22 protein-coding genes are annotated in these 24571 nt (G+C 62.6%); 15 read left to right on the top strand and 7 right to left on the bottom strand.

Annotated elements, in window-relative coordinates:
• Positions 1-77 precede the first annotated feature (77 nt).
• On the top strand, positions 78-263 hold the full coding sequence (locus ABC729_RS07915; RefSeq protein WP_495607082.1) for a hypothetical protein: 186 nt from the start codon (positions 78-80) through the stop codon (positions 261-263).
• 233 nt (positions 264-496) lie between these two features.
• Positions 497-1567: an OmpA family protein gene (locus tag ABC729_RS07910; RefSeq protein WP_495607081.1), complete on the top strand. Its 1071-nt coding sequence runs from the start codon at positions 497-499 to the stop codon at positions 1565-1567.
• A 136-nt stretch (positions 1568-1703) separates the two neighbouring features.
• Here ABC729_RS07910 and ABC729_RS07905 read toward each other — a convergent pair whose 3' ends face one another.
• Positions 1704-2372 (bottom strand): response regulator transcription factor, encoded by a 669-nt coding sequence (locus ABC729_RS07905; protein WP_495607080.1) that lies wholly within the window; start codon positions 2370-2372, stop codon positions 1704-1706.
• Between the two features lie 331 nt (positions 2373-2703).
• Between ABC729_RS07905 and ABC729_RS07900 the strand changes: the two genes are divergently transcribed.
• Entirely contained in the window at positions 2704-3462 is a 759-nt protein-coding gene (locus ABC729_RS07900; RefSeq protein WP_495607079.1) for a LuxR C-terminal-related transcriptional regulator, read from the top strand.
• A gap of 74 nt (positions 3463-3536) precedes the next feature.
• On the opposite strand, the gene ABC729_RS07895 is transcribed toward ABC729_RS07900, so the two are convergent.
• Positions 3537-4889, bottom strand: coding sequence for a TldD/PmbA family protein (locus ABC729_RS07895; protein WP_495607078.1), 1353 nt, complete (start codon positions 4887-4889; stop codon positions 3537-3539).
• A 259-nt stretch (positions 4890-5148) separates the two neighbouring features.
• Between ABC729_RS07895 and ABC729_RS07890 the strand changes: the two genes are divergently transcribed.
• A complete protein-coding gene (locus ABC729_RS07890; RefSeq protein ID WP_495607077.1) occupies positions 5149-5310 on the top strand; it encodes a hypothetical protein in 162 nt (53 codons plus the stop codon).
• 86 nt (positions 5311-5396) lie between these two features.
• Positions 5397-5888: a YajQ family cyclic di-GMP-binding protein gene (locus ABC729_RS07885; RefSeq protein WP_054166042.1), complete on the top strand. Its 492-nt coding sequence runs from the start codon at positions 5397-5399 to the stop codon at positions 5886-5888.
• 18 nt (positions 5889-5906) lie between these two features.
• Here the strand turns inward: ABC729_RS07885 and ABC729_RS07880 are convergent, their stop codons facing one another.
• Positions 5907-6677, bottom strand: coding sequence for a TerB family tellurite resistance protein (locus tag ABC729_RS07880; RefSeq protein WP_495607076.1), 771 nt, complete (start codon positions 6675-6677; stop codon positions 5907-5909).
• Positions 6678-6921: 244 nt separating this feature from the next.
• Here ABC729_RS07880 and ABC729_RS07875 point away from each other — a divergent pair, with 244 nt between their 5' ends.
• The 3 genes from ABC729_RS07875 (at position 6922) to ABC729_RS07865 (ending at position 8794) form a co-directional block, all read left to right on the top strand.
• On the top strand, positions 6922-7461 hold the full coding sequence (locus ABC729_RS07875) for a GNAT family N-acetyltransferase (RefSeq protein WP_495607075.1): 540 nt from the start codon (positions 6922-6924) through the stop codon (positions 7459-7461).
• 133 nt (positions 7462-7594) lie between these two features.
• Positions 7595-8017 carry a DUF2141 domain-containing protein gene (locus ABC729_RS07870; protein WP_495607074.1) on the top strand — a complete coding sequence of 141 codons (423 nt, stop codon included), beginning with the start codon at positions 7595-7597 and terminating at the stop codon, positions 8015-8017.
• 87 nt (positions 8018-8104) lie between these two features.
• Positions 8105-8794 carry an aspartate/glutamate racemase family protein gene (locus ABC729_RS07865; protein WP_495607073.1) on the top strand — a complete coding sequence of 230 codons (690 nt, stop codon included), beginning with the start codon at positions 8105-8107 and terminating at the stop codon, positions 8792-8794.
• A 46-nt stretch (positions 8795-8840) separates the two neighbouring features.
• Here the strand turns inward: ABC729_RS07865 and ABC729_RS07860 are convergent, their stop codons facing one another.
• Genes ABC729_RS07860 through fsa form a run of 3 tightly spaced genes read right to left on the bottom strand, consistent with a single transcriptional unit; the run spans position 8841 to position 11242 of the window.
• Positions 8841-9782 (bottom strand): tyrosine recombinase XerC, encoded by a 942-nt coding sequence (locus tag ABC729_RS07860; RefSeq protein ID WP_495607072.1) that lies wholly within the window; start codon positions 9780-9782, stop codon positions 8841-8843.
• Positions 9776-10501: a DUF484 family protein gene (locus tag ABC729_RS07855; RefSeq protein ID WP_495607071.1), complete on the bottom strand. Its 726-nt coding sequence runs from the start codon at positions 10499-10501 to the stop codon at positions 9776-9778. The genes ABC729_RS07860 and ABC729_RS07855 overlap by 7 nt, the downstream gene beginning before the upstream one ends.
• Positions 10502-10561: 60 nt before the next feature.
• A complete protein-coding gene (gene fsa / locus ABC729_RS07850) occupies positions 10562-11242 on the bottom strand; it encodes a fructose-6-phosphate aldolase (RefSeq protein WP_495607070.1) in 681 nt (226 codons plus the stop codon).
• A 231-nt stretch (positions 11243-11473) separates the two neighbouring features.
• Here fsa and ABC729_RS07845 point away from each other — a divergent pair, with 231 nt between their 5' ends.
• Positions 11474-11920, top strand: a complete 447-nt coding sequence (locus tag ABC729_RS07845) for a DUF2948 family protein (protein WP_495607069.1) — start codon at positions 11474-11476, stop codon at positions 11918-11920.
• A gap of 9 nt (positions 11921-11929) precedes the next feature.
• Here the strand turns inward: ABC729_RS07845 and ABC729_RS07840 are convergent, their stop codons facing one another.
• On the bottom strand, positions 11930-14443 hold the full coding sequence (locus ABC729_RS07840) for a flagellin N-terminal helical domain-containing protein (RefSeq protein WP_495607068.1): 2514 nt from the start codon (positions 14441-14443) through the stop codon (positions 11930-11932).
• A gap of 309 nt (positions 14444-14752) precedes the next feature.
• On the opposite strand from ABC729_RS07840, the gene ABC729_RS07835 reads away from it, so the two are divergent.
• The 6 genes from ABC729_RS07835 to ABC729_RS07810 all read left to right on the top strand — a co-directional run bounded on the left by ABC729_RS07835 (position 14753) and on the right by ABC729_RS07810 (position 24563).
• Positions 14753-14902, top strand: a complete 150-nt coding sequence (locus tag ABC729_RS07835) for a hypothetical protein (RefSeq protein ID WP_495607067.1) — start codon at positions 14753-14755, stop codon at positions 14900-14902.
• A 32-nt stretch (positions 14903-14934) separates the two neighbouring features.
• Entirely contained in the window at positions 14935-16197 is a 1263-nt protein-coding gene (locus ABC729_RS07830; RefSeq protein WP_495607066.1) for an efflux RND transporter periplasmic adaptor subunit, read from the top strand.
• Between the two features lie 78 nt (positions 16198-16275).
• Positions 16276-16956 carry an ABC transporter ATP-binding protein gene (locus ABC729_RS07825; RefSeq protein ID WP_495607065.1) on the top strand — a complete coding sequence of 227 codons (681 nt, stop codon included), beginning with the start codon at positions 16276-16278 and terminating at the stop codon, positions 16954-16956.
• 34 nt (positions 16957-16990) lie between these two features.
• Positions 16991-19474 carry an ABC transporter permease gene (locus ABC729_RS07820; protein ID WP_495607064.1) on the top strand — a complete coding sequence of 828 codons (2484 nt, stop codon included), beginning with the start codon at positions 16991-16993 and terminating at the stop codon, positions 19472-19474.
• Between the two features lie 96 nt (positions 19475-19570).
• Positions 19571-22063 carry an ABC transporter permease gene (locus ABC729_RS07815; protein WP_495607063.1) on the top strand — a complete coding sequence of 831 codons (2493 nt, stop codon included), beginning with the start codon at positions 19571-19573 and terminating at the stop codon, positions 22061-22063.
• A 31-nt stretch (positions 22064-22094) separates the two neighbouring features.
• A complete protein-coding gene (locus tag ABC729_RS07810) occupies positions 22095-24563 on the top strand; it encodes an ABC transporter permease (RefSeq protein WP_495607062.1) in 2469 nt (822 codons plus the stop codon).
• Positions 24564-24571 lie beyond the last annotated feature (8 nt).

The following is a 24571-nucleotide window of genomic DNA, read 5'->3' as shown; positions in this document are numbered from 1 at the left end:
GACGGGGCACGCGGTGGAAACCGTCATCTTTCCCGATGTAAAGCCCCGGCATGTGGCAACCGCCGGAGTCTGCACCGATGCACGCGCAAACAGGCACGATCATTGAGATTGAAGAGGAAGCGCTTGGGCTTCTGGTGTCTATCGAGGAGGAATTCGTGTTTCACGCGGTCCATCCAGCCGTGCAACGGTTGCATGGCAAACGGTTCCGCGACGGCGTATCCGCAAGGAGGGAGGCCGTAAAAGCCTTTCGCAGCGCGGCGTAGAACAAACGCAAATTCTCCCTCAACATTGTTTAGCCTTATGGGCTAGTATGTTTGTCCAGCAAGTTGCCACCTTGAGTCGGCAGCACAATTTCTGTAAGTCTGGTGTGACCGGGTTGCGCTGGCTTTTGCCGTGCCGCCCCGTGAGACAACACGGTCGCCACCGGGGTCCTCGCCTTCTCAACCGGACCCCGACCCAAGGTGATCGCCCCAAGGGCCCATAAGGAGAATGAAAGATGAAACTGCACCATTTGCTGATGGGAACTGCATTGGCTCTCGTCCTGCCCGTGGCCGCCACGGCGCAGACCCTGACGGAAGGACCGTATATCGGTTCCCAGATCGGCGTGAGCTGGCTGCAGGATCTTGATCTGAAGACCGCCACCGCCACCAACAAGGTGGACAACAAGGAGAGCATCGCCGCCGTGTTCGAAACCGGCTATCAGTTCGGCGATGGTCTGCGTCTTGGTGTGGAAGGCGGCTTCTCGGTCCACCAGGCCGACAGCATCTCCGGCGGCCCGGTCGGCAACACGATCGGTGACACCACCACCTTCACCCTGATGGGCGTGGTACAGAAGGAATTCGACGTCGGTTCGCCGTTCCGTCCCTATGTCAGCGCCGGTCTGGGCTGGGGTTGGGTGGATACGGACAATGTCGGTCCGGTCTTTACTCCCGGCTACTATTCCAACGCCGCCCAGGACAATTTCGCTTATCAGCTGGGTGTTGGCGTTGCTTATGCGCTGACCCCGGATCTGGACCTGACCTTTGGCTATCGCTACCAGGGTATCGATGACCTGAAGTTCAAGGGCGAGACCCCGCGCTACAAGACCAACTACAACTCCCACTCCGTGCTGATCGGCGTGCGCACCGTGTTCGGTTCCGCCCCGGTTCAGGCGGCACCGGCCACCACCATGGTTGCCCCGCCGCCCCCGCCGCCGGCGCCCGCTCCGGCCCCGGTTCCTGCCGCGGCCCCGACCATCACCCGCAACTTCACGGTCTTCTTCGACTGGGATCGTTCGGTTCTGTCGGCCGATGCGCAGCAGGTTCTCCAGAACGTGGCCCGCGACGCCAAGGCTGGTAAGATCGTGCAGATCAACGTGGCCGGCCATGCCGACACGTCCGGTCCGACCGATTATAACCAGAAGCTGTCGCTGCGCCGCGCCGAGGCCGTGCGGGAGTATCTGGTCAGCCAGGGTCTGCCGGCCAACCAGCTCTCCGTTGAAGCTAAGGGCGAAGCTGATCTGCTGGTCCCGACCGCCGATGGCGTGCGTGAGCCGTCCAACCGTCGCGCCGTCATCATTTTCCCCTGATCGGAAAATGATCGGTTCCACCGGTCCTGCGGGGCCGGTGGACGGAATGCAAAAAAGGGCCGCTGTTCGCAGCGGCCCTTTTCTTTATTTGGATAGATCGCGTTTTATGCGAATTTTAGGTTGGTCTCTCTTTGTCTCACGCCATGGGCGCGATGCCATGTTCCATGGCCCAGATCGCGGCCTGTGTGCGGTTGCCGGCGTTGATTTTCCGCATGGCGTTTTTGAAATGCATCTTCACGGTGCTTTCCGTGATGGACAGGCGCCGGGCGATGGCCTTGTTCGAATGGCCGCTGATGACACAGGCCAGAATCTGCGTCTCGCGGGGGGACAGATCGGCGCTGCCGGCCATTTCCCCGGCTGTTTCTGTCTGCACGGTTGTGGGGGCTGGCGACTGGCCCATGCCCTGCGTGGCGGTCGACGGGTAGACTGCTTGCCCCATCAGGATCAGGCGCACGGCCCGCAGAACAGCGTTGAAAGACGCGCCCTTGGAGACATGCCCATGGGCACCGGCCGCCAGACTGCGGTTCAGGGCCGGGGCCGCCAGATCGGCGGACAGGACCAGAAGCCGGGCGGCAGGTGCCAGGGACCGCAGACGGGTCAGCGGATCGCCGTCTTCCATCCGGTCCAGCCCGGAAGGGTCGGTGATGATCAGGGAAGGGACCACACCATCCGCCAGCGCCTGTTCCGCTGCTGTCAGGGAGGGCAGGGGGGACTCAACGGTCATGCCCTCCTCCTCCAGCAGGGCGGCCAAAGCCGCGCTGAACAGTTGGTCATGGTCGACAAGCATCACTGAAACGGATGTCATCCCCGCTTACCCCCTTCGATCCAGGCAATTCCCATCGCCGCTGAATCAGGCGCGCGCCGCATCCGACGGGAATTTTTCCCATGATTCCAAGCCTTTTGGGCCTGTCGCTGAAAGTTTGGTTAAAATACAATCGATAGATCGTTCATCCGAAGTAACTGGCAAGGATAAAAGCTTCGAATTTCGATCTATTTTCGTCACAACTCGGTTCCTTTGAATAATATAAACAGATTCTCATGGATTTGAACAGAAGGAGGTTGCGAGAAGACTTAATCCGTATGAATATGTACGAGAGGTTAACACCGGGCTGGATGCCCTACTGCTGGAGGTCGTGATGACCATCGCCGTGCGCCGGGGCGGCAGCCCATTGCGTGTCGTGACCACTGAGTCCTACGCACGCCCCACCGGGGCCGACGCGGTTTCCGGTGTGCGCCGCCGTTGTTTCCTGATCATCGATCCGCAGGCGCTGGTCCGTCATGGCTTGGCTTTGACGCTGGCCTCGCTCTATGACGGCGCGCAGACATGGCAGGCGGGCAGCCCGGCAGAGGCTTCGGCCTTGCTGTCGCAGGCTGGTCATATTCCTGATGTCGTTCTGATGGATGCCGATGGGCTGGGGGCGGAGCGGATGGCCGCCATCGCCGATTTCCTGGCCAAGCTGCAGGGCGTACCCGCCATTGTGATGTCGTCGGCCTTCACGCCGGCGGAAACCCGCACCCTGCTGACGGCGGGCGCTGTGGCCTGTCTCTTGAAAAGCGACCCCAGTGCCGTTCTGGCCGAAGCGGTGGCCCTGGCCCTGACCCGTGAAGGCTATGTGCAGATGCCCTATGGCATGCTGGTTCCGTCGGTTGCCATGCCGACGGCAGAGGATCAGGCGGATTACGCCTCCGTTTCCCGCCTGACCAATCGCCAGCGCGATATTTTCCGCCTGTTGCTGTCCGGCTGTTCCAACAAGGAAATCGCCCGCCAGCTGGGCGTGCTGGAGGGCACCGTCAAGGTGCATGTCCGCGCCATGATGCAGAAGCTGGGTGCCCGCAACCGTACCCAGATTGCCATCCTGGCCGCCCGTACCGGCTTGCGCGCCGAGTGCGCGTAATATTCGTCCGAACATGAAAAAGGCCCGGTCGGGACATCCCGCCGGGCCTTTTTCATGGCGTTCTATTCCGGCGGTCACATGCCTGCGACCGTCATGCCGTCGATACGCACCGTCGGCGCGTCGATACCATAACGCAGGCGCAGGTCGCTGGCCGGAACCATGCGGCGGAACATATCCTTCAGATTGCCAGCGATGGTGATCTCGCTGACCGGATAGGCGATCTGGCCATTTTCGATCCAGAAACCGGCGGCCCCGCGCGAATAGTCGCCCGTCACCCCGTTCACGCCCTGGCCCATCAGTTCGGTGACATAAAGCCCGTCCTTGATATCGGCCATCAGTTCGGCGGGCGACAGGGGGCCAGGGGCCAGATAGACATTGGTGGGGCTGGGGGCCGGCGGGCCGCTGGTGCCGCGCGTCGCATGGCCCGTGGGTGTCAGGCACAGCTGGCGCGACGAACGCAGGTCCATGATCCAGGTGGTCAGGACGCCATCATCAATCAGGTTGCGGCGATGATTGGGCAGACCTTCGGCATCAAACGGCTTTGACCGCAGGCCGCGCTTCACATGCGGGTCTTCCACCACCTGAATGCCGGGCGCGAACACCGCCTGGCCCATCTTGTCCTTCAGAAAGCTGGTGCCGCGCGCGATGGCGGCACCGGAGATGGCACCGCAAAGATTGCCCAGGAACCCGCCCGACAGGCGCGGGTCAAAGATCACGGGCACCGTCTGGCTTTTCACCTTGCGGGGGTTCAGTTTGGCCACCGTCTTGCGGCCGGCGCGTTCACCGATCTCGGCGGGGCTTTCCAGATCGCTGCCATAAACCGTGGCATGATAGGCATAGTCGCGTTCCATGCCGGTGCCTTCGCCGGCCAGGACGGAGACGGACAGTGAGCGGCGTGACACACCGTAACCGCCGGCAAAGCCGTTGCTGGCGACCAGTGTTACCGAACTGCGGCTCCAGCTGGCATCCGCGCCATCGGAATTGGTGACGCCGGCAACCGCGCGGGCTGCATCCTCCGTGGCCTTCGCCGCCTCGATCAGGGCGTCGGCGCTGGGTTCATCCGGGTCGTTCAGGTCCAGGTCGATCCAACTATGGGCGATCTGGTTCGGGTCAGCAATGCCACAGAACGGGTCCTCTGGCACGGCGCGGGCCATGGCCACGGCACGTTCGGCCAGTTCCGCGATCATGCGCGGGCTGCGGTCGGTGGACGATACCACCGCCATGCGCCGGCCCACGAAGACGCGCAGGCCCAGATCGCCGGCTTCCGACCGCTCCAGCCCTTCCGGTTTGCCAAGGCGGGTGGACAGCGACAGCGACGCCCCATCCACCAGCAACGCATCGGCGGCATCGGCCCCGGCGCGGCGCGCACGCTGGATCAGGTCGTCCAGCAGGTTGGCGGCATCTTGGTCGAAGGACGGCTTGGTCATCACTTGTTCCTGTCAGCTGCCCATAAAGGGCCTGTCTTCAGACATCTAGCATCCGCACCCCGGCCCGCAAAGGCCCAAAGCGGCCCCGCGACAGCCGGCATCTGTGCCCTTCGTGCAACAGGGAGTAGGCGTTACCGATGCGAAACCTGTCTGTGACAATATTAAACATTTGCATGTTAAAGAGTTGCTTATATAGTCAGTGCATCGGGTATCGGGGCGATGCCCAGGATCAACACTCAGCCTTTCAAGGGAGGCCGTAATGCGTGAAGCGACGAATTTGAAGCAGCGTGCCGCCATGGTCCTGCAAGCCCTGGTCCTGGCCGGTCTGTTCGTGGTGGCGGCCATGTCCGCTGGGGAACAGGCCCATGCAGGTGACGGGGCGACCGTGGCCCATAATCAGGTGAGTGCCGCGAAGGGCTGACCCCTTCGCCGGGAAGGGTGACGGGTGCGGATTGCTGATGCTAAGGTGCGCGCAGCTTTTCAAACCGTACCCGGGACCCTTTACCCATGCCCACCTTTGATATCGTCTCCAAAACCGACATCGCCGAAGTGAACAATGCCGTGCAGGGTGTGCTGCGCGAATTGCAGACGCGTTTCGACTTCAAAGGCTCCAAATCCACGATGGAGTTGAAGGAGAAGGAGAACGAAATCCACATCCATACCGAGGACAGCACCAAGCTGGCGCAGCTGACGGAAATGCTGAAGGGCTATTTCGTGCGGCGCAAGCTGGACCCGGGTTGCCTGGATTGGGGCAAGGAAGAAAACGCCGCTGGCGGCACCCTGCGTCAGACCGTGAAGGTCAAGCAGGGCATCGACCAGACCCTGGCCAAGCAAATCAACAAGGCCATCAAGGACAGCAAGATGAAGGTCCAGGCCTCGATCCAGGGTGATGAGCTGCGCGTGCAGGGCAAGAAGATCGATGACCTTCAGGCCTGCATCGCCCTGGTCAAGGGGCTGAAAATCGAACAGCCGCTGCAATACATCAATTTCCGCGACTGATATGGACAGTGCGGGGGATCACTTCCCCTGCATCTGCCGCTCCAGCTTTTCATAGGCGGCGTTCAGCGCCGCCGTTTTTTCGTGCGCCAGATCGATGAATTCCTGGGGCATGCCCTTGGCGATCAGCGCGTCGGGGTGGTTTTCGCGCATCAGCTTGCGGTAGGCCGCCTTGATGGTGGCGAAATCCGCGTCGCGGGCCACGCCCAGGATGGCGTGTGGATCATCCTCCGGCGCGTTTGCCCCCTCAATTCGCGTGCCGTGCTGGCGCCAGACCTGTTCGAACTCGTCCGGGGGGAAGCCAAAAATCTCGGCCACGCGGCGCAGGAAGGCCAGTTCGGCCAGATGCACGATATCGTCGGCAACCGCGATATGGAACAGGCCGGCCAGCAACTCCTCCAGCACTTCCGGCCGGTCATGGAACATCTGCGCCAGCTGTTTGGCGTAGGATTCGAACCCGGCGCTGTCGCGCTTGGCCGCATCGAACAGGCGACCGACATTGCGCAGCTCATGATCGGGTACATGGAAGATGCGTTTGAACGCCTCAATCTCCACTCGATGCACCACGCCATCGGCTTTGGCCATCTTGGCCGACAGGACAATGACGCCGACGGTGAAGGCGATGGTCTGTGTCTGGTCGGGCCGGGCCTGTTCATCGGGACCGCGTGGAGACGGCTCCGTACCCCGGAACTCATCCACCGCATGGCCTGCCAGGGCGCCCAGCAGGCCACCCAGCGGCCCCCCCATCGCGAAACCCGCCGCGCCGCCGATGACCTTGCCCCAGATGCTCATGATATCCGCCTGCTGCCGATCTGCGTTCGCAGGATAGCGGGGGCGGACAAGGATGCAACGATGTTGGTGCGGCCCCCGCCGGGACCGCATTTCCCGCATGGCAGCCCCAATCTTCACAGCCGCGTATTCACCCCCTATATTGCACCGCACAAGAACAATCCCGCGCCCCAAGGCCAGGCGGGAAGGTGAACAGGGTGGGGGACGCGGAAGGGCCTTTTCTTCATCTGTTCCAAGGTTTACCGCGATGACCGTATTCCGTCCCCTGCTGCCGACCGAAGCCGCCCGCTACACTGTCCATCTGCTGCGCCTATCATCTTCCGACCGTCGCGCCCGCTTCATGGGCGGGTTGAGCGATGACGCTGTGCGTGCGCATGTGGGTCGGATTGACTGGACCCGGTCCATCATTCTGGCGGCCATTATCGGTGGGGAGGTTCGCGGCGCTGTGGAACTGCGTCTGGCAGGGGCGCACGCCGAACTGGCGATCACCATTGAGGCGGCGTGGCAGAACCAGGGCCTGGGCGGCATGCTGGTCCGCCGGGCTTTTACCATGGCCCGCAACCGGTCTGTGCGGGGGCTGGAGCTTTACTGCCTGGGCGACAATCACCGCATGCTGCGCATCGCGGGTCGGCTGCAAGCACTGGTCAGCTTCGACGGTGGGGAGGTCCATTGCGACTTCCAGCTGGCCCCTGCCGATGCTTTCTCCTTGGCGCTGGAGGCGATGGATCAGGGCGGTTCGGCGCTGACCATGATGCTGGAACCCGCCGCCCTGCCGCGCGCCGCCTGAGCCTGCACGTTTCACGCTTCGCGAAACGGCTTTCGCGAAACGCGCCGCCGGTTGCACGAAGCTGCACTTTACCGGTCCCGGTCGGTCGGGGGATGGGATGGTCCATCCACACCAACCACGGGACCTTTCAAAGATGCGCCGCGTCGTGCTTTCCGCTTTTCTGTGCTCCCTTCTCACCGCCGCCATGGTGCCGGCGGCCATAGCCGGTGACGTGACAGTTATTGTCACAGACGCCGAACCCAATGGCCGTGGCGTCTTCGTACAGCTCTGCACGCAGGCGGAGTTTCTGAAACGCTGCACCCTGCGGGACAAGGCGGTGGCGAAGGAGGACAAGGTCACCCTTGTTTTCAAGGATGTGCCCCCCGGCACCTATGCCGCCACCGCCTATCAGGACGTGAATGACAATGCCAAGCTGGACCGGGGCATGTTCGGCGCGCCCAGTGAACCCTGGGCCGTCAGCCGCGATGCCAAGGGCAGCATGGGCCCGCCCGTCTTCGAAGACGCCAAGATTGACGTCACCGACCAGCCCCTGACCCTGGAAATGGACCTGGATTGAGCTTGTCTTAAGGACAAGTTCGCCATTGCAGCGGGGCGTCATCCGCGCCAAGCAGGGGGAGCTTCAATCCTCTGCAAGGCAGTCAGCATGCGACGTATCGGCATTATCGGCGGCATGAGCTGGGAATCCACCCAGCTTTACTATCGGCTGATCAATGAACGGGTGCGCGCAGTACAAGGCGGCCTGTCCTCGGCCCCGCTGCTGATCCATTCTGTCGATTTCGCGCCCGTCGCCGCGATGCAGGCGGCGGGCGACTGGGACGGTTTGACCGCCATGATGGTGGGGGCTGGCCGCGACCTGAAGGCGGCGGGGGCAGGGGCCCTGGCCATTGCCACCAACACCATGCACAAGATGGCGGATGAGGTGGTGGCTGCCACGGGCCTGCCCCTGATCCATATTGCGGATGTGACGGCGGCGGCGGTCCGCACCGCGGGCCTGTCGCGCGTGGCGCTGCTGGCCACCCGTTTCACCATGGAACAGGATTTCTACCGCGCCCGGCTATCCGCGGGCGGCCTAGACGTGTTGACGCCTGAAGAGGCGGACCGGGCCGAGGTTCACCGCGTCATCTATGAGGAATTGTGTCGGGGGGTGATCAAGGACAGCTCCCGCGACAGCTATAAACGCATCATCACGGCGCTGCGGGCGGCGGGGGCGCAGGGGGTGATCCTGGGCTGTACCGAGATCACCATGCTGATCGGGCCGCAGGATACGGATCTGCCCCTGTTCGACACGACCGCCATCCATGCGGCGGCGATTGCCGATTGGGCGATGGGTTAATCAACCCGTTCAGGCCGGCAATTGATCCGGTGGGTCTTCGACTGGCTCACCCCCGCGCCCGCGGATGCGCGTCGGCATAGACGGCCAGCAGTTTCTCCGTATCGACATCGGTATAGCGCTGGGTGGTGGACAGGCTGGCATGGCCCAGCAAATCCTGGATGGCGCGCAGATCGGCACCGCTGCCCAGCAGATGCGTTGCGAAACTGTGGCGCAGCGCGTGGGGTGTGGCGCTGTCGGGCAGTTGCAGGGCGCCGCGCAGGGCCTGCATCTGCTTGCGCGCGACCGATGCGTTCAGCCGGTCGCCCCGGCTGCCCACAAAAATCGCGTCGCTTCCCTGCCAGGGACAGGCCTCCAGATAGGTCGCCAACGCTTCGTGAATGGCCGGCAGCACCGGCACCTGCCGTTCCTTCGACCCTTTGCCCAGCACGCGCACGGTCGCCGCCCCCGGCGGCAGGTCGCTGCGGTTGAGCGCCAGCGCCTCTGAAATACGCAGGCCACAGCCGTACAGCAGGGTGAACAAGGCCCGGTCGCGCAGTCCGATCCAGGGGGCGTCGGGCAGGCTTGCCGCCTCATCCAGAAGGCTCGCGGCGTCCGGTGCGGTCAAGGGGCGGGGCAGGGGGCGCTTCACCTTGGGACTGGACAGGCCGCCGATGGCGGGATTATGGACGATGCCCGCCCGGTCCAGCCAGCGAAACAGGTTGCGCACCCCCGCCAGCCCGCGCGCGCGCGTCGCCGCGCCCGCCCCGTCCCCGGCCCGTGACGACAGCCACGCCCGGAAATCGGTCAGCTTCAGGGAGGACAGGTCGTTCAACCCTGGTGCCCGTCCCCGATAATCGGCCATGAAGGTCAGAAAGCCGGCAAGATCGGTATTATAGGCGCGGATGGTGGCCGGGCTGACGCCCTTTTCGGATACCAGCCAGCGTTGCCACCGTGCGATGGCGTCCTGCAGATCGGCCTGCGCCGCAAAGCCCAGGCTGACGCTTACCATGCCGGGTCCAGATAGGCGGCGATGACCCGTTCCACCACACCGGACAGGAACAGCAGCAGGTCCGTTGCCTGTCCGGGATGGAACGTGTCGGGTTCGGCGGAACCGAAGGCCAGCAGGGCCGGTGTGGCATCTTCACCATCGCCCAGGCGCAGGCGCACCAGGGCCTGGCTGCGGATCAGGCCGGCCTGATGGCCCCAGACCTCGACCGATCCCAAAATGTCGGATTGCAGGGCCACATCGGCGCGGCCCATGACGCGGTTGATGGTGCCATGGTGGGCCATGCCCAGGCCGGCGGGGCCGATGCTGGCGATGGGGCCATCGGGCTGTTCCACGACAAGTGAAGCACCGTCCAAATCCAGCAGCACGGCCAGATCACCGGTAATGGCCTGCACCATCGCCTCCAGCCCCCGGCAGGACAGCAGATGCAGGACAGCGGCATGGACACGCCGCAGGTTCATCATGTTGGCGCGGGTCGTATCGACCAGCAATTGCTGCTGATCGGACAGCCGCCCCACCTCACCCCGCAGCTTTTCCAGGATGCGTTCGCGGATATCGACGATACCCTGGCCCATCTCCGGGGCGGCGGGGGTCAGCAGATGGCGCAGCAGGTCGGGCCGCCGCGCCAGGAAATCAGGATGGTCCATCAGAAAGGCCGCCACATCCTCGGCCGTCAGTTCATCCATCGGGTTGGTGGTGATCTGTCCGGGTCCGGTGGTCATGCGGCCTTTCCTCCATCCTTATTTATTATGGTTGTTGAAGCCCGACCTTCTTTGGCCGGATCAGCCGCGCTTGGGCAGGGGCTGGTCCAGGATGGTCTGGCCGGTCTTGGCCCAATCGGACACGAAGGTGGCCAGACCCTTGTCGGTCAGGACATGGTTGCCCAACTGGCGGATGACGCTGGGCGGCATGGTGGCGACATGGGCACCCATGCGGGCCGATTCCACGACATGGATGGGGTTACGCACCGATGCCACCAACACTTCGGTCGTGAAGGCCGGATAGTTGGAATAAATCTCGACGATTTCCTGGATCAGGTTCAGGCCGTTCTGGCCGATATCATCCAGGCGACCCACGAAGGGGGAGATGAAGGCGGCACCGGCCTTGGCGGCCAGGATGGCCTGCGCGGCGGAGAAGCACAGGGTCACATTGACCATGGTGCCTTCGTTCGCCAGCGTGCGGCAGACCTTTAGACCGGCGGGCGTCAGCGGCACCTTGACCGCCACGTTCGGGGCGATCTGGGCCAGATAACGGCCTTCCTTCAGCATCGTGTCGAAGTCGGTGGCGGCCACTTCGGCGCTGACCGGGCCTTCGACGACGTCGCAGATCTCCGCGATCAGTTCCACGAAGTTGCGGCCGGCCTTGGCGACTAGCGACGGGTTGGTGGTGACGCCATCCAGCAGGCCGGTATCGGCCAGATCGCGGATTTCGGCGAGGTCGGCGGTATCGACGAAGAACTTCATGGGAGCGGGTCCTGACGGGCGATGAAAGGGGCGTCCGGGCCGCACGCCCGAACATGCGCGGGAAACTACCAATATCCCGCCCCCGTCGCCAGCGCGGCCAATCCTTGTTGCGCGCATGGGTGGGCGGCGATGGGGATTCTGACAAAAGCCGCGCGCGCCATCAAGGGCTTGTCCTTGGCAAGTGCCCTGTACCCCCGTATTTTGTCCCTGGATTGTGGTGGAGAGCAGGACATGAACGCGGCAGTAAGGCTGAAGGCGGTGGATGCGGACGATCTGCGGGTGGTTTCCGCCCTGTTGCAGGACGCCATTATCCCCATCGCCGATATCGCCTTCCTGCCCGACGAACGGCTGTTCGTGCTGCTGGCCAGCCGTTATCAGTGGGAAGGCCCCACCCCCGATGGCGGCCCCACCCCGGACGAAGGTGGAGAGGGGCCGACCCGCATCCGTTGTGCGGTTCGGTTCACGGGCGTTGACCGGGTGAAACGGCGGGGTGTGGACTTGACGCAGCGCGGCCAGTTCCTGTCGCTGCTGACCCTGGAGCCGGTGGACGGCGCGCTGTTGCTGCGCCTGTCGGGCGGGGCCGATATAAGATTGGAAGGGGCCGGCATCGAATGTCGGATTGAGGATCAGGGCGACGCCTGGCCCGCCGCCCGGCGCCCGGACCATCCCACCGTTTGATGCTACGCCTTAGAAAAGGCTCAGGATGCGCTGCTGCTGCTGTCCCATCAGGCTGACCATGATGCTGGCAAGCTGACTGCGCACATTGGCGGTCAGGACCTTGGCGCTTTCCTCATTCTGATCCGCACTGACCAGTTTGCGCGAACCATCCTGCAGGACATCGGCGAATTCGCTGGTGAAGTCGGCGCGCGTGTTCAGGATATCCATATTCGTATCCAGACTGCGCAATGATGACATCAGCCGGACATTTGCGCGTTCCAGATCCTGGATGGCGACGTTCACATCAGTGCGGTCACGCCAACCATTGGCGGCGTTGTCGATGCCAAGTCCCAGCGGCCCGCTGCCCAGGTTGACGGCCTTGATCTCCAGCATGCTGCTGCCATTGGTGTTCAGGGCGACATTCAGGTCGTTTTCGGCCGTGCCGACACTGACCTGTTCTGTGGCTATCGTGGCCTTTTCGCCTTTGGATGAACTGCGGATGACCAATTCAGCTGCACGGCTGGCGGTGCTGCTCATCGCGGCGACCCGCCAGGAGTAGTTTCCGGGACCAGTGGCGGCGTCAAACTGTACCGTGGCACCGGTGGATAGCGTGGTGCTAACGGTCGCTGCCGCGTTGCCCATGGTCAGGTTGTCGGTGGCGGAGATGCTGCCATCCATGGCGGTATGCGTGATCGATACGGTCCGCAGGCCCGCGCCGGCACTGTTGTTGGCGCCGACCGAAACGCTGACATTGGCATCCTTGCCGAACCCCGACCAGGCTTCCAGGTTGTTGAAGCTGCTGGCCGCGGCACTGGTGGCGTCATCGGCGACCGCATAGGAGTTAAGGCCCACATGCACGTCAATCAGCCGGCTTCCCGCAGCACCGCTCTGGTTGAACAGCCCAATGGTAGCACCGCTATTGGTGCCGCCTTGCAGGGTGACAATCACGGGCTGACCATCACCCTTGTCGGTAATCGATCCATTAAAGGTTCCGCCCAGCCCGTCGCTGATGCTGACGGTTCGCTTGTCGCCTATGATGGCACCATACGTTAAGGATAGTTGCGCGCTTTGCTTCCATCCCTGTGTGTAGGGGTTTGCGAACTCACCGGCGTCGAAATCGCCGTCAGCGACGGTGGTCAATCCGCCGGCTCCGGCGCTGCGATTATAGAGAAATACGGCGTTGCTGGTGCTTCCGGCAAGGGCTCCTGGGGAAATCGCAATGCTGCCCTTGCTGGCTGTGGTGCCGGTTCCCCCGATGGTGGCAACGGACTGATTGCCGTTGATCTGGGACCAAGTGGCTCCTCCCGAGCCGATGCTGACATATTGGTTCAGAACAAAGGCGCCGGTGCCAAAGCCAGACCGTGCCGCTTCCAGCTTGACCTTTGTATCTTCCAGATCTTCTGTCGATGGGCGGCCCAAGCTGATGGCGCCGGTAAATGATCCCATCTCGCCCGTGATGCCGCCCGACGTTTCAGCAGCCCCCTGAATGGTCTTCGGATCGACCATCAAGCGGACGGTTCCCGCCGGAAACCGGAAACTGTTTTCGCCATCCTGCAAGCGGATTGAGCTGTCCTGGGTGGCGGCACCGCGTTCCAACGTTATGCCCTGATTGTTCGTCACGCTGATCGTAAGATTGACGTCACGCGCGATGCTGGTTCTCACAACGCCACTGGACTGCAACGCCTCGGCCATCGACTTACCGTCGATCAGCAGGTTGATGTTGGCACCGGAGTTGAAGCTGTGGCTGACGCTGAGCTTGGTGCCCGATGTGGCTAATGCCGTCAGTTGTTCTTGGGTGTAGGTCGTTGTCCAACTTTCATCGCCATCCAGGACAACCAGTTTCGCGTCGCGGCCGGGCTTTCCGTGCAACTCGAACTTGATATCGTCAAAACGGCCCTGCGTCGCGCTGTTGAAGCCGGTGAGGCTGAGTTGTGCAAGGCCCAAAGTTTCCTGGGCCCGGATCAAATCCGTTGCATCGGTCGAAATCTCGCCATCCCCGCTCACAACCACGCGATAACTGTCAGCGTCCGTGACACTGCTGATCGCGGCCTTGTCGATGCCGGTGATGTCGCCGGCATTGCGAATGCTTTTGTCGGTGGCGGCAAAGCTGGGTGGGCGGGACATGAGCAGGTTCTTGCCGCCATAGGAACTGTCGGATACGAACCGGTCGATCTGTTTCAGAATGCCGTCAAACTGTTCGGCCAGTTCGCGGCGCATGGCGATGGCTGTCGGCGTATTGTCCAGTGTCGCAAGTGACACGGTAGCCAGACCGCGCGCCTGATCCAGCAAGCCTTTCACGGAGGCAACACCGGCACTGGCCGCCTGTACCGTGGAGATGGCCTGCGCCATTCCGGATTTCAGCCCTTCGAGATCGCTGGCGCGCTGGGCAAGGCCGCGTGAGGCGAAAAACTGCTGCGGTCCCTGGATGGCGGTGTTGATTTTAAGGCCGGTCGACAGGCGGTCCAGTGCCGAACTGCGGTCAGCCGAAAGGGTTTGCAGCAACGTTGTCGTGCTGCGCAAAGTTGCCGGCAGATTGACCGACATTTGCCCCATCGTCTTCGCCTGCCTTTGGCCGACTCTTGCCCCACCGACATTCAACATTGCTGAAAATCGGTATTAACGGCGTGAGACTTTTTCCCACGGACATTAACCCCATAGATTTACCTAAAAAGCGGTAGTTCGTCCAGTGTCCGTCTTTAGCAGGCGCTCTGTTCGAATTCGGACACTGTTCATTTCCGAACAACAATGATGTCAAATTAACCAATTGAAAATAAACGATTTTAATCGTGGCACGCCCCTTGCCAGTAGAAGCGCGAAACGCCGGGAAACGGGACCGGCGGCAGGTGATGGGGAATGATCATGCGTCAGGCGCAGCAGCAGTTTGAAATGATCGGCGAAGCAACGGATCTGATGGATCGGATCGAGGACGCCGTTCTCAGCGTCAATCCGGACCTGTGGCTGGCCGGCCTGATGCTGGCCGTGCTGATCAACTGGCTGGCCTGAACGGCACCATACAAGGGTAGGGAGTGGGCATCATGGCGATGGATCGCCGGATCGAAAAGACGGGTTTCCAGAAGCACAAGAAGGCCATTGCGGGCGCGGCTGTCGCCCTGCTGGTCGGGGCCGGCGGCCTTTACATGGCGTTTGGCGGCACGGGTGGGCAGACGGTGCGCGTGGCGGAGGATCGGCTGATTGTCTCCACCGTCAATCAAGGTCAGTTTGAGGATTTCATCCCCGTGCGCGGCTCGGTGGAACCGCTGACCAGCATCTTCCTGGACAGCGTTGAAGGTGGCCGGGTGGAGCGTCGCTTCGCCGAGGCGGGGCAGTTCGTCAAGGCGGGCCAGCCGCTGCTGGAACTGACCAATACGGACCTGCAATTGGAGGTGATCAGCCGCGAAGCGCAGGTGATCGAACAGCTGAACCAGCTGCGCACCGTTGAGCTGAACCTGGAAGTCACCCGCCTGAACAACCGGCAGAGCCTGGTGGAAGTCGAGTATAAGCTGGTGCAGCTGAAGCGCACGCTGGACCGCCGGATCGAACTGATCAAGAGCAAGGCGATCAGCCAGGCCCAGTATGATGAGTCCAAGGACGAGTATGAATATCTGCTGCGCCGCCGCGACGTGCTGAAGGAAACGCAGAACGTCACCGACCGGCTGCGCGGGGAACAGTTCGACAAGCTGAAGGAAAGCACCAGCAAGCTGCAGGAGAATCTGGAATTCGCCCGCCGCAACCTGGACAACCTCATCGTCAAGGCCCCCGTCGATGGTCAGTTGACCTCGTTGGAAGCGGAGGTCGGGCAGAACAAGACCCGGGGTGAGCGGCTGGGCCGCATCGACCGTATGGACGGGTTTAAGGTCGTGGCCCAGGTGGATGAATTCTACCTGCCGCGTTTGGCGACGGGCCAGACGGCGGAAGCCGCCATCGGGTCGGGCAATTACATGCTGCGCGTCGCCAAGATTTTCCCGCAGGTGCGCGATGGTCAGTTCAAGGTCGAACTGGAATTTGCCGGCGACGCGCCCAAGGACATCCGTCCCGGCCAGAGCCTGCAATTGCGTCTGAAGCTGGGTGACACGACCACGGCACTGCTGATCCCCAACGGTGCCTTCTATCAGGACACGGGCGGCGCCTGGCTGTTCGTCGTCGGTCCCGACGGCAAATACGCCACCAAGCGCAATGTGCAACTGGGCCGCCGCAACGCCCAGGTGATCGAGGTGAAAAGCGGCCTGGATAAGGGGGAACGGGTGGTCACGTCGGCCTATGGCGACATGATCCGCATGGACCGTATCCAGTTGAATTGAGGCTTGGTGACGCCGAAAGGCGGCGCTGGGCGATGTCGCAAACGTAGCGTGAAATTCACAGCAGGAAGGAACAAGGGAATGTTGAAGCTGGTCGATCTGGTCAAGGCCTACCGCACCGAGGAAGTGGAAACCACGGCGCTGAATTCGGTGAATATCCATGTCCGTGACGGCGAATTCGTCGCCATCATGGGCCCGTCGGGCTGCGGCAAGTCCTCCCTGTTGAACATTGTCGGCATGCTGGATACGCCCAGCAGCGGCCAGTACTGGTTCAATGGCGAGGAAGTGTCGAAGTATGGCGAGCGCAAGCTGGCCGATATCCGCAAGAAGAATATCGGCTTCATCTTCCAGAGCTTCAACCTGATCGACGAGCTGACCGTGTTCGAGAATGTCGAACTGGCCCTGCTTTATCACGACATCCCGGCGCGCGAGCGTAAGGAGCGGGTGAAGGCGGCGCTGGAGAAGGTGAATATCGCGCATCGCGAAAGCCACCTGCCGCAGCAGCTGTCGGGTGGTCAGCAGCAGCGCGTGGCCATCGCCCGCGCCGTCGTTGCCAAGCCCAAGATGCTGCTGGCCGACGAACCGACCGGTAACCTGGACAGCGCCAATGGTGACGAGGTCATGCGCATGCTGACCGACCTGAACGCCGAAGGCACCACAATCGTCATGGTCACTCACTCCATGCCGCACGCCCAGTATGCGACGCGCATCATCAACCTGTTCGACGGACAGGTCGTGGCCGAGAACCTGCGCGCTGCCTGATGATCGCCGTCCACGGCATCCGGGGGGATCTGCCATGTTGAAGAACTACCTGATGGTTGCCCTGCGCAACCTTCTGAAACACAAGCTTTATTCCGCGATCAACGTCACGGGGCTGGCGGTGGGTCTGGCGACCTGCGTGCTGATCCTGCTGTTCGTGCGTAACGAGACATCCTACGACCGCTTCTTCACCGACAGCGACCGCATCTATCAGGTGGCGTTCAAGGCCCAGCTGCCGGGCCGTCAGGTCGATAATTTCGCTGTCGCCATGTTACCCCTGGCCGCCGCCATGAAGGAAGGGTTGCCAGAGGTGGAGATGACCGCCCGGGTGGTGCAGAACAGCATCGTCATCAAGCAGGGTGGCGAGAGCTTTTCCGAAACCGCGCGCGCCGTCGACCCGGACTTCTTCCGGATGTTCGACTTTCAGTTCCTGCGCGGCGACCGCATGACGGCGCTGGACGATCCCAACAGCATCGTCCTGACCGAAAGCATGGCGCGTAAATATTTCAAGGACCAGGATGCGCTGGGCCAGACGCTGGACATTGACGGGTCCGCACCCGCCAAGGTGACCGGCGTTATCCAGGACATGCCGTCCAACACCCATTTCAACCTGGAAATCATCCGCCCCTATGCCGCGGTCAGCCAGACGATGCGGGCGATGGAAACCAACTGGGGTGGCGTCTGCTGTGAAACCTATGTCCGGCTGAAACCGGGCGTGGACGGCAAGGCGCTGAGCGACCGCATGCCCGCTTGGTTCAAGACGACGGCCCCGACGCTGAATTCCCCGACCGGCAATGTCATGCTGGGTGAGATTTTCACGCCGCGTCTGCGCAATCTGAAGGACATTCATACCGAGCCGGTGATGTCCTCCATGCGTCCCGCCACTTCCTATGCGGAGATCATTACCTTCGCGGCGGTCGCGGCCCTGGTTCTGGCCATCGCGTCGATCAATTTCATGAACCTGGCCACGGCCCGCGCCACCCAGCGCGCCCGCGAAGTCAGCGTGCGCAAGGTGGTGGGCGCCAGCCGCGGCCAGATCATCATGCAGTTCATTGGTGAATCGCTGCTGCTGACGGTGATCGGTCTGGTCCTGTCCATCGCTTTGGTCGAACTGGCCCTGCCGGCCTATTCCGCCTTCCTGGACAAGAAGCTGACCTTCAACCTGTTCACCGACCCGCTGCTGGGGCCGGCTCTGCTGGGTCTGGCCCTGATCGTGGGTGTTGCAGGTGGCGCTTATCCGGCCTTCTTCCTGTCGGGCTTCAATCCGGCCCGCGTGCTGAAGGGTGCATCGTCCGGCGTTGGCGGTGGCTCTGGCCGACTGCGCATGGCGCTGGTGGTGGTGCAGTTCGCCATCTCCATCTCCCTGATGGTCGCGACCGCCGTCGTCTATGGTCAGCTTCTCTATGCCCAGAACAAGAATCTGGGTTTTGAGAAGGAAAACACCCTGGTTGTGCGCGGCTTCCCGCGTGCCACCGACCGGGCGCGTCAGGAGACGCTGGTCGAGGCGCTGGCCAAGCTGGATGGTGTCGCCGCCGTGTCTGGCAGCAACAGCACGCCCGGTGACGGCAGCGAGAACAACACCAATGTTCGTCTGCCGGGTGCCGATCCTGACCAGATGCTGGTGCTGCGCCAGGGTGGTGTTGATTGGGACTTCGTGAAGGCGTTGGGCCTGCAGCTGGTGGCCGGTCGCGAATTTGACCGCAACCGCCCTGCCGATCAGTTGCCGCCGCTGGTCGATCCGGCACAGGCACCGGCAGGTGACGGCAATTCCCGCGTCTATCCCGGTTCCGTTATCATCAATGAGGCTGCTGTGAAGCGTCTGGGCTTCACCAGCAACCAGGATGCAGTGGGTAAGCAGTTTGAGGTTGGGGCCGACGATGACGGCACCAACAAGCTGACCATCATCGGCGTTGTGGCGGATTTCCACTTCCGCTCCATCCATGACCCCATCCCCCCGGCCATGTTCGTCATCGACCGGGACCGTTTCTCCGACGTGCTGGTTCGTCTGAAGGCTGGCGATGTTCAGAAGACGATGCGGGAGATCGAACGTGTGTGGCGTGACATGTTCCCCAACCGTCCGCTGAATCAGCAGTTCCTGGATGATCGGATCCAGCGTCAGTATGTCCGTGAGGCCAAGACCTCGCAGATGTTCGCCGCCTTCTCCGGTCTGGCCATCCTGATCGCCTGTCTGGGTCTGTTTGGTCTGGCCAGCTTCACGGCAGAACGCCGGACCAAGGAGATCGGCTTGCGCAAGGTGCTGGGCGCCAGCGTGATGGACATTGTCCGCCTGCTGGTCTGGCAGTTCTCCAAGCCGGTGCTGATCGCCAACCTGATTGCCTGGCCCGCCGCCTGGTACTTCATGGATCAGTGGCTGAACGGCTTCAGCTTCCGCATCGACCTGAACCCGCTGCTGTTCGTGGCGTCCGGTGCGGTGGCACTGCTGATCGCCTGGGCCACGGTCGGCCTGCACGCGGCCCGTGTGGCCCAGGCCAAGCCCGTGACGGCGCTGCGGTACGAGTGAGGTGAGAAGAGGATCGGCATGGCTTGGTGGGGACCGGGCCATGTCGATCCAGCTTTTGGCCAAGTACGGGGCGTGCTTCGCGAAGGGGGGAGTGAAATGCTTCGCAACTGGATCATGGTGGCCCTGCGCAACCTGCTGCGCCACCGTCTGCACGCTATATTGAACCTGTCCGGCCTGGCCGTGGGGCTTGCCGCCTGCCTTCTGATCCTGCTGTTCGTCCGGAACGAGACGAATTACGACCGGTTCTTCAAGGATGCGGACCGTATCTATCAGGTAACCATGGAATGGCATGTGCCGGGCCGCAAGCCGGAGCGCAGTGCCTATGTCCAGCACGGCTTCGGCCCGGCCTTCAAGAATGCCCATCCAGAGGTGGAGGATTTCGTCCGCTTCACGCAGGGCCGCAACATCCTGTCGGCGGGTGACCGGCAATTTTATGAATGGACGGTCACGGTTGATGCGAACTTCCTGACGATGTTCGATTTCCGCCTGATCGCTGGCGACGCCGCCACGGCGCTGACCGATCCCTATTCCGTGGTCCTGACCGAGGATATCGCCCGTAAATATTTCGGCGACGAGCCGGCTGTGGGGCAGATGCTGACGCTTGATCACAAGCATGCGCTGAAGGTGACGGCGGTGGTGGCCAAGTTGCCGCCCAACACCCATCTGGACTTCGCGGTGCTGCTGCCGTTGAGCAACCCGACCGCCACCTGGATGATCGAGCAGGAGAAGAACTGGGGCAATTCCAACGGCATGACGTACCTGCGGCTCAAGCCCGGTGCTTCGGTGGAACCGCTGCGCGCCGGCATGCGGGATTGGGTCAAGCGCACCTTCACGCCGCTGCAGACGCCGCAGGGTCCTATTGATCTGGCTGAACTGGCCTTTCCCGACCTGCGCCCCCTGACCAGCATTCATACGGAACCCCTGGGCGGCGATGTCACGCCGGGCATCAGCCAGACGGAACTGGCTACCTTTACGGCGGTTGCCTTCCTGATTCTGGTCATCGCCTGTATCAACTTCATGAATCTGGCGACCGCCCGTGCTACCCAACGCGCGCGTGAAGTGAGCGTGCGCAAAGTGGTGGGGGCCAGCCGGACGCAGCTGGTGGTGCAGTTCCTAGGCGAAAGTGTCCTGATGACCTTCTTCGCCCTGCTGCTGTCCATCGCGCTCGTCGAAATATCGCTACCGGGCTTCAGCAGCTTCCTGGGCAAGGAGCTGGCGCTGGATTTACGGCATGACACGATGCTGTTGCCCATGCTGGTTGGGCTTGTATTGCTGGTCGGTGTCGGCGGCGGTGCCTATCCGGCCTTTCTGCTGTCCTCCTTCAACCCGGCCCAGACCATGAAAAGCGCTGGGGCCGGCACCGCCGGCGGCTCTGGTCGGCTGCGCGCGGTGCTGGTCGTGGTGCAGTTCGCGATCTCCATCGCCCTGATGGTCGCCACTGCTGTCGTCTATGGTCAGTTCGTCTACGCCCAGCACAAGAACCTGGGATACGACACAGAGAATGTCATGATCATCGGGCATTTCCGGGATGATGGCGTCAAGGAGAAGACGCAGACCTTCATGGATATGCTGCGCGCCGATCCCAATGTCGTGGGCGTCGGCGTGGCGGGCCATATTCCCGGCGATGGCGGGGAAAATAACACCATTATCAAGCCCCTGACGGGCGGCGCACCCGATGATGTCGTGATGCGTCAGGACAGTGTCGGTCCGGGCTTCTTCGAGGCGCTGGGCATGCGCATGGTCGCCGGCCGTTCCTTCGATCGGGATCGTGCCACCGATATGGTTCAGCGTCCCGACTGGATGAAGGAAGACAAGCCGCCGCCGGAAGGGACCAAGGAAATCTTCCTGCCCGCCGGCGTCATTCTGAACGAAAGCGCTGTGAAGACCCTGGGCTTCCAAAGCCCGGAGGGGGCATTGGGACAGCAGGTCAAGATCATGGACAGCCCCGTCTCCTATCTGTCGGGCACCATTATCGGCGTGGTGGCGGATTTCCACTACCGCTCCATCCGCGAACCGATCCGCCCTGTCATGTATATCAGCGACGAAGGCCGCCACCATGCCATGGCCGTGCGTGCCAAGGCCGGTCAGTTGCAGGCGGTGGTGGACAAGGTCGATCACGTCTGGGCCGAACTGGTCCCCGACCGACCCATCGAGCGCAGCTTCTTCGATGTCAATATCGCCAACCAGTATCAGCGCGAACAGAAGACCTCACAGATGTTCGCGACCTTTGCGGGTCTGGCGATCTTCATCTCCTGCCTGGGCCTCTATGGTCTGGCCAGCTTTACCGCCGAACGCCGGACCAAGGAGATCGGCCTGCGCAAGGTGTTGGGGGCCAGTGTGCCGGACATTGTCCGCCTGCTGGTCTGGCAGTTCTCCAAGCCGGTGCTGGTGGCGAACCTGATCGCGTGGCCTGTGGCCTGGTTCTGCATGGACCGTTGGCTGTCGGATTTTACCTACCGGATCGACCTGAACCCGCTGCTGTTCCTGGCCGCAGGGTCGGTGGCGCTGGCCATTGCCTGGGTGACGGTCGGCCTGCACGCCGCCCGCGTGGCCCAGGCCAAGCCGGTCAAGGCATTGCGTTACGAGTGACGGATTTACGAAGAAGGGGGAGGGCACCATCATGCTGAAGAACTGGGTCCTGGTGGCCGTTCGCAATCTGCTGCGGCATAAGCTCTATACGACCATCAATGTCATCGGTCTGGCCGTGGGTCTGGCCAGTTGCCTGATGATCATGCTGCATGTCCGGGACGAACTGTCCTATGACGCCTGGGTGCCCGATGCCGACCGCATCGTGCGCGTCCATACCAGCTATGAGATACCGGGACGGGCCCCCTTCAATACCGTCCGTTCGGCCGGCAAGATGATGGAGGCCTTCACCGCCAGCTATCCCGAGCAGGTGGAACTGGCGGCCCGCATGTTCCCTTATGACACCTCCATCCTGCGCGATGGCAGTGCCATCCCCCAGACAGTGACCTATGCCGATGCCACGGCCCTCTCCCTGTTCGGCGTCAAGTTCCTGGAAGGCGATGCGGCCACCGCGTTGACCGATCCATCCTCGCTGGTTCTGACGGAAAGTACGGCCCGCAAATATTTCGGCGATGCCGATCCCATTGGCCGCACCCTGACGCTGTGCTGTGTCGGCCCGGACCGGTATGACCATCGTGTCACGGCGGTCATCGCCGACCTGCCGCGCACCACGCATCTGAAGGTGGAGATGCTGGCCCCCATCGTGCCGCAGCGTCTGGCGGGCTTTCCCAACCTTCTGGAGACCTGGACCTCGGTCAATGTCTTCACCTATCTGAAGCTGCGCCGGGCCGATGATATCGCCCGGCTGGCCGCCGATAATCCGGCCTTCATCGACCGGATGATCCCCAATAAGAATAACAGCGTCCGCACGTCCGACAGCACGCATCAATTCCTGATGCCCATCCGCGATATCCGCCTGCATGCCAAACAGCAGGCCGGCGATATCGGCGATATGAAGCCAGCGGGCGATGCCGGGCTAGTGCTGGCCCTGTCAATGGTGGCGCTGCTGATCCTGGCGCTGGGATGTGTGAATTTCACCAATATGGCTATCGCCCGCTCCTCCCTGCGCGGGCGTGAGGTGGCGGTACGCAAGGTGCTGGGTGCGCGCCGCCGGTCGCTGGTGGCGCAATTCCTGACCGAAGGGTCGGTCATGGTGGTGCTGTCCATCCTGGTGGCGCTGGGCCTGATGGAACTGGCGCTGCCGGCTTTCAACGGGATCACGGGCAAGGAATTGTCCATCCCGTTGTTCGACCCTCTGTTCCTGTCGGCGCTGCTGGGCCTGTCGCTGCTGGTCACCCTGCTGGGTGGGGCCTATCCGGCCCTGTATTTGTCGGGCTTCCAGCCGGCCCGCATCCTGAAGGGCGAGGATGCGGCCGATGGCGGTGGCGCGCGGCTGCGGCAACTGCTGGTGGTGATGCAGTTCGCTGTTGCCATCGGCCTGTCGATCATCACCCTGGTCGTCTATCGCCAGACCATTTTCGCGACCAACGCTGAACTGGGCTTTGACCGGCAGCATGTGCTGGCCCTGCGCAACTTGGGCGGGGCGGGGTTCCAGTCCACGCGCGACGCGGTGATGGAACAGGTGCGCCGCCTGCCCGGCGTGACGGATGTGGCCCTGTCCTCCGACGTGCCGACCGACAATAACGAAAACAACATGATCTTCACGCTGGAAGGCTCCGGCGAAAAGGGGCAGGTGATCAATTATCAAAGCCTGGGTGACGGCTTTCTGGAGCTGTACAAGGTTGCCCCGGTGGCCGGTCGTGTCTTCAGCCAGTCTTTTGGCACCGACCTTATCCGTCCGCCGGCGAACGGAGAGACGGGCCAAGCCACGGCCCTGATCAACGAGGCGGCGGCCCGCCTGCTGGGCTTCGCTACCCCGGCAGAGGCGGTGGGCCGCGTGCTGAAGACCAAGACACTGGGCAATTCGCCCTTTGACCTGACCATTGTCGGCGTCATCCCGGACATCCGTTTCCGCTCCTTGAAATACGGCCTTCAGCCGACGGTGATGTTCCAGGCAGAAGTTTTGTTCGACACGCTCTCCATCCGCTTTGACGGGCGTGACCCGTCGGCGCTGCTGTCACAGGTGCAGTCGCTCTGGGCCCGCATGATCAATGACCGGCCCTTCAACGCCGCCTTTGTCGAGGACATGATCGCCGCCCAGTATAATGAGGAACGGGTACAGGCGACCGTCTTCGCCGCCTTCTCCGGCCTCGCCATCCTGGTGGCCTGCCTGGGTCTCTATGGCCTGTCCGGCTTCGCGGCCCGGCGGCGGACAAAGGAGATCGGCCTGCGCAAGGTGTTCGGCGCGACGGTGACGCAGATCGTGGCCCTGCTGGTCTGGCAATTCTCCCGCCCCGTTATGATCGCCAACCTCGTCGCCTGGCCCATCGCCTGGTGGCTGCTGCGCGGCTGGCTGGACGGGTTTGAACAGCGTGTGGACCTGTCACCGGCCTATTTCGTGGCGGCGGGCCTGACGGCGCTGATCATCGCCTGGGTCACCGTCGCCGGCCACGCCGCCAGCACCGCCATGGCGCCGCCCATCAAGGCGCTGCGGCACGAGTGACCAATCAG

The organism is Niveispirillum sp. CC-CTL257 (assembly GCF_059489915.1).
This window is presented reverse-complemented; position numbering and strand designations above follow the sequence as displayed.

Excerpts from the sequence above, each read along its gene's own strand:
- ABC729_RS07825 (WP_495607065.1), top strand. The coding sequence starts at position 16,276 with ATGTTGAAGCTGGTCGATCTGGTCAAGGCCTACCGCACCGAGGAAGTG.
- ABC729_RS07820 (WP_495607064.1), top strand. The coding sequence starts at position 16,991 with ATGTTGAAGAACTACCTGATGGTTGCCCTGCGCAACCTTCTGAAACAC.
- ABC729_RS07880 (WP_495607076.1), bottom strand. The coding sequence starts at position 6,677 with ATGAGCATCTGGGGCAAGGTCATCGGCGGCGCGGCGGGTTTCGCGATG.
- ABC729_RS07915 (WP_495607082.1), top strand. The coding sequence starts at position 78 with ATGCACGCGCAAACAGGCACGATCATTGAGATTGAAGAGGAAGCGCTT.
- ABC729_RS07895 (WP_495607078.1), bottom strand. The coding sequence starts at position 4,889 with ATGACCAAGCCGTCCTTCGACCAAGATGCCGCCAACCTGCTGGACGAC.
- ABC729_RS07830 (WP_495607066.1), top strand. The coding sequence starts at position 14,935 with ATGGCGATGGATCGCCGGATCGAAAAGACGGGTTTCCAGAAGCACAAG.
- ABC729_RS07845 (WP_495607069.1), top strand. The coding sequence starts at position 11,474 with ATGAACGCGGCAGTAAGGCTGAAGGCGGTGGATGCGGACGATCTGCGG.
- ABC729_RS07905 (WP_495607080.1), bottom strand. The coding sequence starts at position 2,372 with ATGACATCCGTTTCAGTGATGCTTGTCGACCATGACCAACTGTTCAGC.
- ABC729_RS07860 (WP_495607072.1), bottom strand. The coding sequence starts at position 9,782 with ATGGTAAGCGTCAGCCTGGGCTTTGCGGCGCAGGCCGATCTGCAGGAC.
- ABC729_RS07870 (WP_495607074.1), top strand. The coding sequence starts at position 7,595 with ATGCGCCGCGTCGTGCTTTCCGCTTTTCTGTGCTCCCTTCTCACCGCC.
- fsa (WP_495607070.1), bottom strand. The coding sequence starts at position 11,242 with ATGAAGTTCTTCGTCGATACCGCCGACCTCGCCGAAATCCGCGATCTG.
- ABC729_RS07840 (WP_495607068.1), bottom strand. The coding sequence starts at position 14,443 with ATGTCGGTCAATCTGCCGGCAACTTTGCGCAGCACGACAACGTTGCTG.
- ABC729_RS07855 (WP_495607071.1), bottom strand. The coding sequence starts at position 10,501 with ATGACCACCGGACCCGGACAGATCACCACCAACCCGATGGATGAACTG.
- ABC729_RS07835 (WP_495607067.1), top strand. The coding sequence starts at position 14,753 with ATGATCATGCGTCAGGCGCAGCAGCAGTTTGAAATGATCGGCGAAGCA.
- ABC729_RS07910 (WP_495607081.1), top strand. The coding sequence starts at position 497 with ATGAAACTGCACCATTTGCTGATGGGAACTGCATTGGCTCTCGTCCTG.
- ABC729_RS07865 (WP_495607073.1), top strand. The coding sequence starts at position 8,105 with ATGCGACGTATCGGCATTATCGGCGGCATGAGCTGGGAATCCACCCAG.
- ABC729_RS07885 (WP_054166042.1), top strand. The coding sequence starts at position 5,397 with ATGCCCACCTTTGATATCGTCTCCAAAACCGACATCGCCGAAGTGAAC.
- ABC729_RS07815 (WP_495607063.1), top strand. The coding sequence starts at position 19,571 with ATGCTTCGCAACTGGATCATGGTGGCCCTGCGCAACCTGCTGCGCCAC.
- ABC729_RS07810 (WP_495607062.1), top strand. The coding sequence starts at position 22,095 with ATGCTGAAGAACTGGGTCCTGGTGGCCGTTCGCAATCTGCTGCGGCAT.
- ABC729_RS07875 (WP_495607075.1), top strand. The coding sequence starts at position 6,922 with ATGACCGTATTCCGTCCCCTGCTGCCGACCGAAGCCGCCCGCTACACT.
- ABC729_RS07890 (WP_495607077.1), top strand. The coding sequence starts at position 5,149 with ATGCGTGAAGCGACGAATTTGAAGCAGCGTGCCGCCATGGTCCTGCAA.
- ABC729_RS07900 (WP_495607079.1), top strand. The coding sequence starts at position 2,704 with ATGACCATCGCCGTGCGCCGGGGCGGCAGCCCATTGCGTGTCGTGACC.